This is a genomic window from Serratia sp. 22264 (assembly GCF_052045345.1).
GTDB lineage: Bacteria > Pseudomonadota > Gammaproteobacteria > Enterobacterales > Enterobacteriaceae > Serratia > Serratia plymuthica.
This window is the reverse complement of record NZ_JBQEOY010000001.1, coordinates 1,053,356-1,068,633: the sequence shown is the minus strand read 5'-3', so window position 1 is coordinate 1,068,633 and position 15,278 is coordinate 1,053,356. Positions and strand designations below refer to the sequence as shown.

13 protein-coding genes are annotated in these 15,278 nt (G+C 57.6%); 5 read left to right on the top strand and 8 right to left on the bottom strand.

Features of this window, described 5'->3' with window-relative positions:
* Positions 1 to 17: 17 nt before the first annotated feature.
* Positions 18 to 1,505: an MDR family MFS transporter gene (locus ACTJJ1_RS05240; protein ID WP_006325023.1), complete on the bottom strand. Its 1,488-nt coding sequence runs from the start codon at positions 1,503 to 1,505 to the stop codon at positions 18 to 20.
* Positions 1,506 to 1,779: 274 nt separating this feature from the next.
* Between ACTJJ1_RS05240 and clcB the strand changes: the two genes are divergently transcribed.
* Positions 1,780 to 3,060, top strand: a complete 1,281-nt coding sequence (gene clcB / locus ACTJJ1_RS05235) for a voltage-gated ClC-type chloride channel ClcB (RefSeq protein WP_004944014.1) — start codon at positions 1,780 to 1,782, stop codon at positions 3,058 to 3,060.
* Here clcB and bioD read toward each other — a convergent pair.
* The 3 genes from bioD to ACTJJ1_RS05220 all read right to left on the bottom strand — a co-directional run bounded on the left by bioD (position 3,057) and on the right by ACTJJ1_RS05220 (position 6,141).
* Complete coding sequence (bioD, locus tag ACTJJ1_RS05230) at positions 3,057 to 3,728, bottom strand: dethiobiotin synthase (RefSeq protein ID WP_004944013.1); 672 nt, start codon at positions 3,726 to 3,728, stop codon at positions 3,057 to 3,059. The genes clcB and bioD overlap by 4 nt on opposite strands.
* 146 nt (positions 3,729 to 3,874) lie before the next feature.
* Positions 3,875 to 5,092 (bottom strand): sugar metabolism global transcriptional regulator Mlc, encoded by a 1,218-nt coding sequence (gene mlc / locus ACTJJ1_RS05225; RefSeq protein WP_004944010.1) that lies wholly within the window; start codon positions 5,090 to 5,092, stop codon positions 3,875 to 3,877.
* A gap of 158 nt (positions 5,093 to 5,250) precedes the next feature.
* Complete coding sequence (locus ACTJJ1_RS05220; RefSeq protein WP_006325015.1) at positions 5,251 to 6,141, bottom strand: LysR family transcriptional regulator; 891 nt, start codon at positions 6,139 to 6,141, stop codon at positions 5,251 to 5,253.
* Between the two features lie 149 nt (positions 6,142 to 6,290).
* On the opposite strand from ACTJJ1_RS05220, the gene ACTJJ1_RS05215 reads away from it, so the two are divergent.
* Together ACTJJ1_RS05215 and tus are read left to right on the top strand one after the other, a co-directional pair.
* A complete protein-coding gene (locus tag ACTJJ1_RS05215; RefSeq protein ID WP_174523952.1) occupies positions 6,291 to 7,556 on the top strand; it encodes an MFS transporter in 1,266 nt (421 codons plus the stop codon).
* Between the two features lie 160 nt (positions 7,557 to 7,716).
* Positions 7,717 to 8,655: a DNA replication terminus site-binding protein gene (tus, locus tag ACTJJ1_RS05210; protein WP_006325013.1), complete on the top strand. Its 939-nt coding sequence runs from the start codon at positions 7,717 to 7,719 to the stop codon at positions 8,653 to 8,655.
* Here the strand turns inward: tus and ACTJJ1_RS05205 are convergent.
* From ACTJJ1_RS05205 to ACTJJ1_RS05190, 4 genes are all read right to left on the bottom strand, one after another.
* Positions 8,645 to 9,013 (bottom strand): VOC family protein, encoded by a 369-nt coding sequence (locus ACTJJ1_RS05205; RefSeq protein WP_004943998.1) that lies wholly within the window; start codon positions 9,011 to 9,013, stop codon positions 8,645 to 8,647. The two genes, tus and ACTJJ1_RS05205, sit on opposite strands and share 11 nt — an antisense overlap.
* A 93-nt stretch (positions 9,014 to 9,106) precedes the next feature.
* On the bottom strand, positions 9,107 to 9,796 hold the full coding sequence (locus ACTJJ1_RS05200) for a helix-turn-helix transcriptional regulator (RefSeq protein WP_004943996.1): 690 nt from the start codon (positions 9,794 to 9,796) through the stop codon (positions 9,107 to 9,109).
* A gap of 61 nt (positions 9,797 to 9,857) precedes the next feature.
* A complete protein-coding gene (fumC, locus tag ACTJJ1_RS05195; protein WP_004943994.1) occupies positions 9,858 to 11,255 on the bottom strand; it encodes a class II fumarate hydratase in 1,398 nt (465 codons plus the stop codon).
* 270 nt (positions 11,256 to 11,525) lie between these two features.
* Complete coding sequence (locus ACTJJ1_RS05190) at positions 11,526 to 11,834, bottom strand: hypothetical protein (protein ID WP_062792421.1); 309 nt, start codon at positions 11,832 to 11,834, stop codon at positions 11,526 to 11,528.
* 556 nt (positions 11,835 to 12,390) lie between these two features.
* On the opposite strand from ACTJJ1_RS05190, the gene manA reads away from it, so the two are divergent.
* Entirely contained in the window at positions 12,391 to 13,569 is a 1,179-nt protein-coding gene (manA, locus tag ACTJJ1_RS05185; protein ID WP_004943988.1) for a mannose-6-phosphate isomerase, read from the top strand.
* A 143-nt stretch (positions 13,570 to 13,712) separates the two neighbouring features.
* A complete protein-coding gene (locus tag ACTJJ1_RS05180) occupies positions 13,713 to 15,236 on the top strand; it encodes a YdgA family protein (RefSeq protein WP_004943985.1) in 1,524 nt (507 codons plus the stop codon).
* Positions 15,237 to 15,278 lie beyond the last annotated feature (42 nt).

Sequence of the window (15,278 nt, the reverse complement as noted above, 5' to 3'; positions counted from 1 at the left end):
CGCGCCCTTTCCTTTTTTTACGCCTGTTCCGCCTCTTCACCCTCGCCTTGCGGCCTATGCCGTGCAGGAATCAACATCGCCGCCGCCAGCGCCAGCAACGAAATCAGTGCGGAAACCAAAAACACCCAATGCAACGAAGCGGCCACCTGCTGAATGATATCGGCCAGCTTTTCCGGCGTCATTGCGCCACGCACTGTCGGCTCCATCAGTTGCTGCACCGGATCGGCCGTCTGCGGCAGACGATGCTGCAAATTCAGATTCAACGTAGCCCCCAGAATAGCGGTGCCGATGGCCGATCCCATCATCCGGGTGAATACCGTACAGGCGGTGGCTATGCCGCGAATGCTGTGATGCGCGGCGTTTTGCACTGAAACCAGAAACGTGGTGTTGCACAGCCCCATGCCGGCACCCACCATAAAGGCCGCCAACCGCCCCCACAACAGACCGCCGTTCGGCTGCAGCAGCAGTAAGATCAACCCGCCTGCGACCAGCAACAGCGCCCCCAGCAACGCGGTGGTACGGTAAGACGTCATCAACATCAGCCGCCCGCTCAGGGTGCTGGCCAGCGGCCATCCGATCGACATCAGCGCCAGCGTGGTTCCGGCTTCCAGCGGCGTTCCGCCCATCACGCCCTGAATAAAGGTCGGCAGAAAAGCGCTGATCCCCATCATCGCCGCACCGATCACCACCCCGCCAATATTGCCGGCCACAATCACCCGGCTTTGCCATAATGCCAGCGGGAACAGCGGCTCTGGCGCACGGCGTTCCTGGCGGATCAGCAGCATCAGCGAAACCGCCGCCAGCGACAACAGCGGCAACACCCACCACCCCAGACTTTCCGCCTGCAGCAGCGACATCAGCAGCGCCGCGACAAACAGCGTCAGCCACGCCGTGCCTGCCAGATCCAGCGCGTGTTTACGCACCTGTTTACTGGAAGGCAAATAGCGGCCGAGGAAAAACATCGCCAGCAGGCCGATTGGCAAGTTGACCCAGAACACCAGCGCCCAAGGCAAATGCTGGACGATAAACGCCCCCAGCAGCGGACCGATGATTGCCGACACGCCCCACACGCTGGACAGATAGCCCATGACCTTCGGCCGCTCGGTCGCACTGTAGATATCGCCGATAATGGTGGTCGCAATCGGCATAATCGCCCCGGCCCCCAGCCCCTGCAACAGCCGAAAACCAATCAGCCAGTACATGTTGGGCGAAAAACCGCACAACACCGAACCCAGTAAAAACAGCGATGCGCCAAAGAAAAATACCCGCTTGCGGCCCAGCAGATCCGCCAGCCGGCCATAGATCGGAATGGTGATGGCCTGCGCCAGCAAATAGACCGCAAAGACCCAGCCCAACAGCGAGAAACCGCCGAGATCGCCGATGATGGTCGGCATCGCCGTGGCGACAATCGTCGCCTCGATGGCTGACATAAACATGGCCAGCATGCAGGCGATCAGAATCAGCGGGCGATGAGCGAGGGGTGCAGATGAGTCGTTATTTGTCATGGCGTTGTTTGGCTCTGGATTTTTATTGTCATCAAATTATACCCGCCGGGTTAAACGCTGCCGTAAGTTGTGTCTACTTCCCTGTTTTCAATGGCGAAAAACGCATCATTTGAACATTTGGTGACAACGTAACCGTAAATCAACGGGATTTATCGTTTCGCCGTTGAAACCACGATCCCAGCGGCGAATCTAAAAAGATTCTCTGGCCTTCGGCCGGACCGGCAAGCACAATGCCCAACTGAACCTTTCATTTTTCTCACGATTTTACCGCCTCATGAAACGATGGGTCCACTTGCATCACTACCGCGCCCTGCTGCGCCGCCTGTTTACCGCTATATTTCTGGGCATTGCCGCCGCGTTGGTCGTTTGGCTGTTTCACCGTGCCATGCTCGGGTTGGAATGGGCGTTGCTCGATCACGAAGATGGCAGCCTGGTGGCCGCCGCCGCCGCATTACCGGGCTGGCGCAGAGCCTTGACTCCGGCCCTGGGCGGCCTGGCGGCAGGTTTGTTGCTGTGGGTTTATCAGCGTTATCAGCATCAGCGGCAAATAGCGCCCACCGATTATATGGAAGCGATAGAAACCGGCGACGGACGGCTCGATGTCAGCGCCAGCCTGGTGAAATGCCTGGCTTCATTGCTGGTGGTATCCAGCGGCAGCGCCATCGGCCGCGAAGGCGCGATGATCCTGCTGGCGGCGCTGGTGGGATCGGTATTTGCCCAGCGCTTCACCCATGAGAAAGAGTGGAAACTGTGGGTGGCCTGCGGTGCGGCCGCCGGTATGGCCAGTGCCTATCACGCGCCGCTGGCGGGCAGCCTGTTTATCGCCGAAATTCTGTTTGGCACTCTGATGCTGGCTTCGCTCGGCCCGGTGGTGATTGCCGCCGTCAGCGCGCTGCTGGTGACTAATTTGCTCAACGGTGGCCAGGCGCCGCTGTATCTGGTGGAGCCGCTGCCTGCGCCCTGGCCGGTGCAATATCTGTTGATGGCGCTGCTCGGGATACTGGCCGGTATCTGCGGCCCGCTGTTTCTGTGGACGATGTCGGCTTCCGGCCATGCGTTCCGCTCATTGCGCCTGACGCCGCCGCTACAGCTGGCGCTGGGCGGATTCATTGTTGGTTTACTGTCGCTGCTGTTTCCTGAAGTGTGGGGCAATGGCTACAGCGTGGTGCAGTCTCTGCTCAGCGCGCCGCCCGGCGTATTGCTGGTTGGCGCCATTTTGATCTGCAAACTGCTGGCGGTGCTTGCCAGCAGCGGTTCCGGCGCGCCTGGCGGCGTGTTCACCCCAACGCTGTTTGTCGGGGCGGCGCTGGGCTCGCTGGTTGGGCAACTGTGCGCCACCTGGCCCGAACTGGGCGCGGCCGTGCCCTTGCTGATGGCGTTGACCGGCATGGCGACTCTGTTGGCCGCCACTACTCACGCGCCGATCATGGCCGCACTGATGGTGTTTGAGATGACCGGCGAATACACTTTGTTGCCCGGTATCCTGCTGGCCTGCGTGATCGCCACCACCGTGTCGCGCGGCTTGCGCTCAGTGTCGGTCTATCACAACGCCTAACGGTTCAACAGCGCGGAGATATCGAGATAGTGCGCCAGTTCGCGCTGCTCGGCGCGCGGCAGATAAGGGATTTCGCCCAACAGCGGCGCAGGGATGCGTTGACGCAAGGCTTCAATGGTTTCTGCGTAATGCGCCAGCCCCGGGTTAATCCGGTTCGCAACCCATCCCAACAAAGGTAAGCCGTCATTAATGATCGACTGCGCCGTTAACAAGGCGTGGCTGACGCAGCCCAGCTTGATCCCCACCACCAATACCACCGGCAATTGCTCCTGGATCACCCACTCGGCGTAGGGACGCAGATCGTTCATCAGCACACGCCAACCGCCACTGCCCTCCACGACCACGGTGTCGGCTCTGGCGGACAAACTCTGCAACCCGCTGCTCATCACGCCGTAGTTGATATCCTCGGTGGCATGGGCGTGAAACACCTCATCCAGACAGGTGATGGGATTAATTTCCTCGTACGACAGCGGCAGGGTCGAAGACGCCTGTAAAACCAAAGCGTCTTTATTGCGAATGCCTTCGCTGGTTTCCTGACAACGCGCCGCTATCGGCTTATAACCGGCTACCGAACGGCCCTGCGCGGCGAGCGCCTGCAGCAAGGCGCGGGAAACCACGGTTTTACCGACGTCGGTATCCGTGCCTGTTACAAATAAACGCTTTAACATGTTTTAATTGCCCCGAAATGCTCCATGAATCCAAATATCGCCGCAATAAGGCGAAGGAGACGAACGGGAAAATTCTAGGGGATGCTGAGCGTACGGGGCTTGAGGTAGCGCAATCTTTTGTCGTTAAACGATAAGTATTACTGATACTACCCTTGCAACAGTTGCACCAACAGCGAACCGTTGTACAAGGCTTCCTTCACCAGTGCGGCCCCGGGCATGGTGCCCTTGTTGAAGAACTGGGTAGATTCTACCTGTACATGGTCGCTGTAAGCCGGCAACGACTGCTGACGAATGCAAGAGGCGATGGCCGGATGCAGGATTTCTGCCGCACGATTCAGCGGTGAGCCGACCAGGATTTTTTCAGGGTTGAACAAGTTGACCATGATCGCCAGGATACGCCCCACGCTGTGGCCCACGCCGAGGATGATGTCTTTGGCCAGTTGATCGCCCGCCAGCGCAGCATCGCACAGGGATTCAGCCGTCAGCGGCGCGCCGTGCAGGCTGGAGCTCATGGAGGTCGCGAGACGCTGCTGGGCGATCTCCAGGATGTTTTCAATACTGGCGACGGTTTCCAGACAACCGTGGTTGCCGCAGTAACAGCGTTTTCCGTAAGGATCGACCTGCGTATGACCAATCTCTACCACGCTGTGGCTGCCGCCGTGCAGCACCCGCCCGCCGGTGATCACACCCGCCCCGACGTTGTGGTCGATCACCACCTGAATCACGTTCTGGCTACCGCGCGAGGCGCCATACAGCGCTTCGGCCATAGTCCAGGCGCTGATATCGTGCTGCAGGTAGACCGGCAGCCCGGTGCGGGTTTCCAGCGCGGGACCCAGCGGCATGTCCACGACATCGTAAAACGGCATACGGTGCACCACGCCGGAGGCCACATCAATCATGCCCGGCAGCGTAATGGCGATCGCCGTCAGCCGCTCAAGTTTGCTTTGATGGCGGATAAAAAATTGGTCAACTTCACTGAGAATGCGTTTTAGCAGCGGTTCAGGGTGTTCGGCATCCAGCGGCAACAGCTCTTCCACCACCAGTTTGCTGCTGAGATCGCGCAGCGCGAGCGTAATGGTGCCGCGGCTGATACGAGCGGAAAGGTAATGCCAGGCTTCGGTGTCCAGCACCAGCCCGACCGCCGGCCGCCCACGGCTGCCGACTTCCTGATATTCGTTTTCTTTAACCAGATGCGCTTCCAGCAGCTCACGCACGATTTTGGTGATGCTGGCGGGGGCGAGCTGCGCGCGTTTTGACAGTTCGATGCGCGAAATTGGGCCCAGTTGATCGATTAACCGATAAACTGCCCCTGCATTTGTTTGTTTGATTTGATCGATATGCCCAGGCTGCCCAACAGCAATCACAAACCTGCTCCTACTATTTTTCGCGCTTCTAAATAAAGACTAGAGGCTATGGTGGGGCTTTTGTAATACAGCGTCAACTATTTGATTCGTTATGTGATTTGCCGCACAAATTCGCCCCGCTTTTGCTGCGGATTGCGTTTTATTTGCGCAGCACTCCGTCACGGCAGCAGCAGTGCCATCAGCGATTTGGCCGCGGCGGTCAGCGCCCTTTGGCGGTGATGCACCAACCAGACTTCGGTCATCGCCTCCGGTTCCGCCAGCGGCAGGTATTTCACCCCATCGACTTTCACCCGGCCAAAAGACGCCGGCAAAATAGAAATACCCAGCCCGGAAGACACCAGGCCGATGATGGTCATCGCTTCACCGACTTCCTGGGTGATATAAGGCGTGATCCCCGCTTTGGCCAACAGCGACAGGATTTCGTCATGTAGCGCCGTACCTACCTCTCGCGAGAAAAACACAAAGGGTTCTTCCGCCAGATGCTGGAAACGCAAGGTGCCGGGCGCAACATGGGTCAGCGGATGCCCTTCCGGCACCACCGCGACCAGTGGCTCGCACAGCAACAATTGATGCTTCAGCACTTCCGGCAAGCGCGTATTGCGCATCACGCCCAGATCCAACTCGCCGTTGAGCAGCGGTTCGATCTGTTGCTTGGTGTTCACTTCACGCATTTTTATATGCACGTGCGGGTGCTGTTGGCGGTAAGCTCGCAAACTGCGCGATACCACGCTGATAAACGGCGCCGAAGAAGTGAAACCAATGGTCAACTCGCCCAGTTCCCCACGCTCAAGTCGCGCGGCCTTCTCCGCCGCACGGCTGACCTGATCGAGCACCTGATAAGCCTCTTTCAGGAACATTTCCCCCGCCTGCGTCAGGCTGACATTGCGGTTGTTGCGCGCCAACAAACGCGCGCCGACCATTTCCTCCAACGCCTGGATTTGCTGGCTGAGCGGCGGTTGCGAAATGCGCAGACGTTCCGCCGCACGACCGAAATGCAGCTCTTCCGCCACGGCGACAAAATAGCGCAGGTGTCTCAGTTCAATATTCATACTTTAAACGTCTTAATTTGAATTATTAATATATTAGACAAAAAACTGAGCTCTCCCTATCATTTTGTTAACCCATGATGTGCTGATTTAAATCTCCCGACGTTCGGTAAGGAAAGACTGTGACAACCCCTGTGCGTTCTGCGGCTAGTATGCCGTCGACGCTGGCCGCCAACGACGATGCGGCTGCTGCGCCAAAAGCCAAACGCTCCACCCTGAATAAACTCCCTTACATCGAACGCGGAACGCCGCAGTTTATGCGCGTTACCCTGGCGCTGTTTTCCGCCGGGTTGGCTACTTTCGCCCTGCTGTACTGCGTGCAGCCGATCCTGCCGGTTCTGTCGCAAGACTTTGGCATCTCGCCGGCGGAAAGCAGCCTGTCGCTGTCGGCGTCCACCGGCCTGCTGGCACTCGGCCTGATGTTTACCGGCCCGCTGTCCGATGCCATCGGCCGTAAATCGGTGATGGTGGTGGCGCTGTTGCTGGCGGCAATATGCACCCTGATTTGCGCCTTTATGACCAGTTGGCACGGTATTTTGCTGATGCGCGCACTGATTGGGCTGTCGCTGAGCGGCGTGGCCGCCGTTGGCATGACTTACCTCAGCGAAGAAATCCACCCCAGCTTTGTCGCCTTTTCGATGGGGCTTTACATCAGCGGCAACTCCATCGGCGGCATGAGCGGCCGCCTGGTAACCGGGGTGCTGACCGATTTCTTCTCCTGGCGCGTGTCGCTGGCGGTGATCGGGTTGTTCGCGCTGGCCGCAGCCTGCATGTTCTGGCGTATTCTGCCCGCCTCTACGCATTTTCGCGCCAGTTCGCTGCGCCCGCGTACCCTGCTGATTAACTTCAGGCTGCATTGGCACGACAAGGGCCTGCCGCTGCTGTTTGCCGAAGGTTTTCTGCTGATGGGCAGCTTTGTCACCCTGTTCAACTACATTGGCTACCGCCTGCTGTCCGATCCTTATCACCTCAGCCAGGCGATTGTCGGCCTGTTGTCGGTGGTGTATCTGACCGGCTCTTACAGCTCACCGAAAGCTGGCGCAATGACGTCTCGTTTCGGCCGTGGCCCGGTTCTGCTGGCTTCGATCCTGATTATGCTGATCGGTATCCTGATTACCGCACTGGCACCGGTAGCGGTTATTTTTATCGGCATGATGCTGTTTACCGCCGGTTTCTTTGCCGCCCATTCGGTTGCCAGCAGTTGGATCGGCCGCCGGGCGCGGCGCGCCAAAGGCCAGGCGTCTTCTCTTTATCTGTTCTGCTATTACGTCGGTTCCAGCGTCGCCGGTACGCTCGGCGGCGTGTTCTGGCACAGTTTCGGCTGGAGCGGTGTGGTGGCGTTTATCAGCGTGATGCTGCTGCTGGCTCTGCTGGTAGTGCACTATCTGAAGAAACTGCCGGAAGCGGCGCGCGTCTGACCCCTCTCCTTGCCGCCTGCCGGTACGCAGAAACAGGCGGCAACCTTAATTCCCCTGCCAGGCTGGACCACTAGGGGCCTGGTGTTATCACTGTGGCCGAGGTTGCCCTTTCGTTTGCCGTTCTCTTATTGTATGTTGTAACTAAAATACGAGGTGAATGATGGATAAATACGGTCTAATCGGCAGAATGAATGCGTGTTTCACCGAGCTGGAGCAGGCTCTGGCCGCGCTCCACCAGCAGATCCTCCCGCTGCGTCTGCTGGCGGCACGGGTGTTCAGCCTGCCGGAAATCGAGAAAGGCAAAGAGCATGCGGCAGTGGAGCAAATCGCCGTCGAGCAGCATGTCGGCCAGGCGGCGCGCGACCTCGCACTGGAACACTACCAGCGGCTGTTTATCCATCACAATAAACACAACGTCAGCAGCAAGGCGGCGGTACGCCTGCCCGGCGTGATCTGTCTGGCCGTGGAACTGCCGCAATACCAGGCATTGCAGGCGCAGATCGCTCTGATTAATCGGCTGAAGGCCGAACTGGAGCAGATTATCACCGTCGAGTCGGGCCTGGCGCCGGAGCAGCGGTTTGATTTCGTCCACACTCACCTGCATGGCCTGATCACCCTCAGCGCCTATCGCGCCATCACCGCCCTGAGCAATCCTGATTCGGTCCGCTTCGGCTGGGCCAATAAACACATTATCAAAAACGTGAAACGCGACGATATCTTGGCTCAGTTGGAAAAGAGCCTGAAGGCCGGGCGCGCCGTGCCGCCACATAATCGCGAGCAGTGGGCAGAATTGGTTAGCCGCGAGATCGATGACGTCAGCCGCCTGCCGCAACAGGCGGTGCTGAAAATCAAACGCCCGGTGAAGGTACAGCCGATCGCCCGGGTGTGGTATCAGGAGCAGCAAAAACAGGTGCAACACCCCTGTCCGCTGCCGCTGATCGCCCTGTGCCAGGAGGAAAGCGGCGCGCAGGTGCCGAAGATTGGCGAACTGCTTAATTACGACGCCGCAACGGTCAAGCACAAGTACAAACCGGATGCCAAACCGCTGCGGCTACTGGTCAAACGGCTACATCTGTATACCGACGCGCCTACAGGCTGAGCGCGTAGCCCCGCAGACGGTGGCCGTCCGGATCGGTGGCGACGAAGGCATAACCGAAATCGAGCGACACCGGTTGCTGGATAATTTCCACCCCCAGCTCACGCCACTGCTGACAAAGCGCGTCTACTTGCTGCGGGTGTTCGCACAGAAAACCAATCTCACCGCCACCACCGGCAGCCGTTGCCGCCGGTTCTACGGTATGCTTCGACCACATCGCCAGTTTGAAACCGTTACTCAGTACAAACAGCGCGAAGGTGGGTGAAAGCTCCACCGGCTCCCGCCCCAGTAACCGGCGATAGAAAACGACGCTTTTTTCCGGGCTATCGACGTAAAGCAGAGTCATGTTTGGGGTTGTCATCAGACTGTCCTCATGGCTGAAGGGAACCGGCGGCTCCCGATAGCGATAAATTAGCCCGCCCTGCTGACAGTTTTTGGCAGTAGTGATTATTGTTTACTGGGGAGTAATGCCTTGAATTTCATACCACTCTTTCAACAGCACGCGGCGGCCGCGTGGGTAGCGCTGCGCCAGCGGCGTAGCCAGACGGATACGATCTAGGCGGAAATGGCGGAACTCCTGGCGCAGCTCGCACCAGGCGACCAGCATGCGCGCCTGTTCAAAATAGCCAAGCGCGAACGGCCACAGAACACGCTCGCTGATTTTACCGGCAAGATCGCAATAATTTACGGCGAGCTTGCGCTCCTGGCGGATAACATCGCGGATCAGCATCACCGTTTCGTCCGCCACCTGAGCCACGTCTATCGGGCCAATCAACAGGGTGCTGGCTTCCAACTCATCGCGCAGCGCGGCGGGCAGAACGTCGGCAATTTTCGCCAGCGCATTATTCGCCGCGCCGGCCAATTGGGTGTCGCCACGCCGCCCCACCCAGCGCATTCCCAGCACCAGCGCTTCGATTTCCTGCGGTGAGAACATCAGCGGCGGCAGCATAAAACCGGGCCGCAACACATAACCCACCCCAGCCTCCCCGACGATCTCCGCCCCCTGCTGTTGCAACGTGGCGATATCGCGGTACAGCGTGCGCATGCTGATGTTCATTTCCTGCGCCAGCGCATGGCCGGCGATCGGATAACGATGGCGCCGCAGGATCTGCATCAGATCCAGTAAACGCTCGGTGCGTGACATGCTTTTTTCTCCAAAAAAAAGGGCTTACCCCAAGTAAGCCCTTAACCATACATTCAATCAATTACTTCTTCATGCTGCCGACCATTTCTTCCGGGCGCACCCATTGATCGAATTGCTGCTCGGTCAGGTAACCCAGTTTCAGCGCTGCGGCTTTTAGCGTCAGCCCTTCTTTATGCGCTTTCTTGGCGATTTCCGCCGCTTTGTCATAGCCGATATGGGTATTCAAAGCGGTAACCAGCATCAAGGATTCGTTCAACAACTGGCTAATGCGATCGCGGTTGGGTTCGATGCCCACCGCGCAGTGCTCATTAAAGCCCTGCATGCCGTCGGCCAGCAGCCGGATAGACTGCAGATAGTTGTGGATCACCATCGGACGGAACACGTTCAGCTCAAAGTTACCGGAGGCGCCGCCGATATTCACCGCCACGTCGTTGCCCAGCACCTGAGCGCACAGCATGGTCATCGCCTCGCACTGGGTCGGGTTGACCTTGCCCGGCATGATGGAGCTGCCCGGTTCGTTTTCCGGGATGGAAATTTCGCCGATGCCGCAGCGCGGGCCGGAGGACAACCAACGCACATCGTTGGCGATTTTCATTAATGAGGCCGCCAGCCCTTTCAGCGCGCCGTGCCCATGCACCAACGCATCGCAGGTCGCCAAGGCTTCAAATTTGTTGGGTGCGGTAACGAACGGCTGGCGGGTCAAGTCGGCCAGCGCCCTGGCGACGCGCACCGCATATTCAGGATGGGTGTTCAGCCCGGTACCCACCGCCGTGCCGCCCAACGCCAGCTCGCAAATGTGCGGAATGCTGGCTTCAATGTGCTGCAAATTATGTTGCAGCATCGCCGCCCAGCCGGAAATTTCCTGGCCTAGCGTCAACGGTGTGGCGTCCTGCAGATGGGTGCGGCCGATTTTGACGATATCGCGGAAGGCTTCCGCTTTATCGCTCAGCGTTTTGTGCAGCACTTTCAGTTCGGGGATCAGATGTTCGCGCACCGCTATCACCGCCGCCACGTGCATCGCGGTCGGGAATACGTCGTTGGAGCTCTGGCTCTTGTTGACGTCATCGTTCGGGTGCACGCGCCGCTCTTCGCCGCGTACCCCGCCCAACAGCTCGCTGGCGCGGTTGGCCAGCACTTCGTTCATGTTCATGTTGGTCTGGGTACCGGAACCGGTTTGCCAGATCGACAGAGGGAATTCGTCCGGGTGTTTGTCCGCCAACACCTCATCGGCGGCGTTGATGATGGCTTCAGCGCGTTCCGCAGGCAGCAGCCCCAGATCCCGATTTACCCCGGCGGCGGCGCGTTTGGTCAGCGCCAGTGCATGAATCAATGCCGTAGGCATCTTTTCGGAAGAAATGCGAAAATGCGCCAGAGAGCGCTGCGTTTGCGCGCCCCATAGCCGATCGGCCGGCACTTCGATGGGCCCCATGGAGTCTTTTTCAATACGAACGGCTGCCATCACTGTCTCCTTAGTACAATTCCTAAAAATGTACGATTACGCCAACGCGCTCAAGCCCGTCGGCACGCCCATTCAGTATAGTGACATAATAACTATTCGCATTAAGAGAGTTACCTCACAGCATTTTTTCTCCATTGTCTTTTTTATTGCATGGCTATTATTTCGTTGCCGTTTCCCTCCAGTGCCCTGCCTGCGCTTCATTAACGCGCCAATACAATAAAAATCACCATCGGACGCTCGGTTCAGATATTTTCGCTAATCCGTCACTATTTAGTGATGATGCTGATTGTAGGCATTAATCCTTTCATCTTGCAGATGATTGATTTCATCATAAGCATCCTGCCGTTCGTTATGACGATATATCCCTACGCCGACCGCCGCGACGGGGTGAGTTACCCTCGGTGCCGCGGTGACCGCAACCGGTGCCGGCACCACGATAACCGGCGCCGGAGCGACAATCGCCGGGCCCGGCACCACCACGACCGGGCGACGAACGCCATAACCATAAGCATGAGTAACAACGACAGCCGCATGGGCGCCGGAAGTGCACATAATCAAAACCAGTAATAATTTTTTCATCAGCGCCTCAGCGTTTAAATAGCCATAATCAAAAGAATCCATTTAATTGCGTGCACTGTAGAACGGTACTGTTTTCCGATTTAAGCCCTTTGTGTGGTTGCCAATAAAAAAAACCACATAATGATGATACAAATATTCAGTGAGTAATAATTCACGTCAACATTCACACATTGAAATATAACGGTGTGAAATAACGTCAAAATGGCATTTGGCGTTTCCATTAATAGCCAGAGCAAAACCTGCCGATGCAACACCCTTTTCACAATCCCTTTTTACTGGCGTTTTTTTTACCCGCCCGCAACCCCGTCGAACCGCCAGAGGCATTTGTGACGCTTATTGTTATCACGTTATACTTCGCCAATACCGAACAGCAAGCGCGTTGTAAATGTTATTTACCCCCGGAAGGATGCAAGTGCACCCCTTGTTTGATCGCGCACCTGATTGAGCGCTATCGGATGAGCGTATGATGGGTGCGCAGAGTCTGCTTGTTTTAGCCTTATAATCAGTCAGCTACTCCCCGCCACTTTGGCGGCGAACGCAAAGGATGTTTATCAAGATGCAAAAAATGACCAACGCAGTGCAAAACTATGCATGGGGCAGTCACGACGCCTTAACCCGGCTGTATGGCATCGCCAACCCGCAGGGGCAACCGATGGCGGAGCTGTGGATGGGCGCTCACCCGAAAAGCAGCTCCCGCGTGGCGGATGCCAAGGGCAATTTGCGCTCGCTGCGCGACCTCATTGATGAAGACCAACCCAAACAGCTGGGCGCCGACGTTGCCCGCCGCTTTGGCGAACTGCCGTTCCTGTTCAAAGTACTGTGCGCCGATCAGCCGCTGTCGATCCAGGTACACCCCAGCAAGTCCGCCGCCGTTGTCGGTTTTGCCAAAGAAAACGCCGCCGGCGTTCCGCTGGATGCGGCCGAGCGCAATTATAAAGACCCAAACCACAAACCGGAGCTGGTGTTTGCGCTGACCCCGTTCCTGGCGATGAACGGCTTCCGCGAGCTGTCCGACATCGTTTCTCTGCTGCAGCCGATTGCCGGTGCGCACCCTGATATCGCCGCCTTCCTGCAACAACCGGACGTCGCGCACCTGTCAACGCTGTTTGCCAGCCTGCTGGCGATGAGCGGTGAGCAGAAGTCGCTGGCGCTCGGGGTGCTGAAAGCCGCGCTGAACAACCAACAAGGCGAACCTTGGGATACCCTGCGCTTTATCGCCGGTTTCTACCCGGACGACAGCGGCCTGTTCTCGCCGCTGCTGTTGAATGTGGTGCAGCTCAAACCGGGCGAAGCGATGTTCCTGTATGCCGAAACACCGCATGCGTACCTGAAAGGCGTGGCGCTGGAAGTCATGGCCAACTCGGACAACGTGCTGCGCGCCGGTCTGACGCCCAAGTTTATCGATATTCCTGAATTGCTGGCCAACCTGCAGTTCCGTCCGCAGCCGGTTTCCGGCCTGCTGACCCAACCGGAAAAACGCGGCGATGAGCTGTTCTTCCCGATCCCGGTCGAGGATTTTGCCTTCTCGCTGCACGATCTTTCCGCGACACCGCAGACGCTGGCGCAAAACAGCGCGGCCATCGTGTTCTGCGTCGAAGGCGAAGCGGTGCTGGAAAAACAGGGTCAGCAACTGGCGCTGAAGCCGGGTGAGTCCTGCTTTATCGGCGCTTTCGAGTCCCCGGTCAGCGTTAGCGGTTCAGGCCGAATCGCGCGCGTTTATAATCTGTTGCCGTAGTCACTCGGTAAATTTCAGCAAATTAGTTGCTAAAAAGAGTGGGTTACCTTCACAATTAAACGCCTGCGGGCGTTTTTTTGTTGGCCCAAACTTGCCCATCCATCTGTTTGCAACAGATGGCTTAATAAAGGATGAACAGAACTATGAAAAAATCGTTAGTCGCTGTCAGCGTCATTGTGGTTCTTGGCGCGGCATGGACCGGGGCTTCCTGGTACACCGGCAAACTGATCGAGCAACGGATGGGTGAAGTGGTTGATAACGCCAACAGCCAACTGAAAGCCTACCTGCCGAAAGCCGGTGTCAAACTGGGGTATGAAAATTACCAGCGCGGCATTTTCAGCAGTAAAATCCGTTATGTGCTGCGTGCCGACGGCAGCGTCACCACCGACGATGCCGCACTGAAACCCGGCGACGAAGTGGCGTTCCTGGAAACCATCGATCACGGCCCTTTCCCGTTCGCCCAACTGAAAAAATTCAATCTGTTGCCAAGCATGGCCTCGGTGCATACCGAGCTGGAAAACACCCCGGCGACCAAAGGCCTGTTTGACATAACCAAAGGCAAGTCGCTGTTCACCGCCGACTCGCGCATTTCATACAGCGGCGACACCTCGTCGGCCATTGACGTGATCCCGCTGGAATACACCAAAGACAAATCGGCGCTGAAGTTCAGCGGTGCCACCATCAATGCCGATGTCTCGCGCGATATGAAGGCCTTCACCCTGGATGCCGGCAGCGACAGCGCCGTGATCAGCGGCCCGAACCAATTCGGCCAGATCGAACAGGTGACCTTGCAAGGCGCTACGCTGAAGAGCCAGACCCATGCCGGCCAGTTCGATCTCAGCCTCGGCGATCAGAACATGGCGGTGAAGCAGGTCAAGGTTGCCGTTGACGGTAAAGATACCCTGACGCTGGACGGTTTTAACCTGGCGAGCAAGTTCGGCGAGAAAGACAGCAACCTGAACGGCCAGATCGATTACACCATGGATGCGCTGAAGATCCAGAACAGCGACTTCGGTTCCGGCAAGCTGTCGCTGAAAATCGACAAACTGGACGCCAAGTCGCTGAAAGAGTTTGCCGACCGTTACAACCAGCAGGCGCTGGCGATGCTGCAACAGGGCCAACCCGTCGATCCGGTCGCTTACCAGCAGCAAACCACCGATATCTTGCTGCAAAACCTGCCGCTGTTGCTGAAAGGCAATCCAAGCATCAGCATTGCGCCGCTGAGCTGGAAAAACAGCAAGGGTGAAAGCACCTTTACCCTGAATCTGGACCTGTCCGATCCGACGCAGGCCGGCTCCCCGGCACAATCTCCTGACCAGCTGATTGCCCGTTCGGTGAAAAAACTGGACGCCAGCCTGAGCATTCCGGTCGCGATGGCCACCGAAACCACCTCACAGACGGCATTGCTGCAAGGCTATAGCGCGGAAGAAGCGCAAAAGCTGGCACAGCAACAGGTTCAAGGGCTGGCGGCGATGGGCCAGATGTTCAAACTGACCACCCTGAAAGACGACGTGATTGGCAGCAGCTTCCACTACGCCGACAACCAGGTTGATCTGAACGGCAATAAAATGACGCTGCAAGAGTTCATCGGCATGTTCGGCCTGCTGGGTGCGCCGGCAGAAGATGAAGCACCGGCTCAGGACGCAGTTCCTGCACCGGCACAGTAAGCAATAAATCGTTGTTCCCCGGGGCTCCTGTACGGAGCCCCG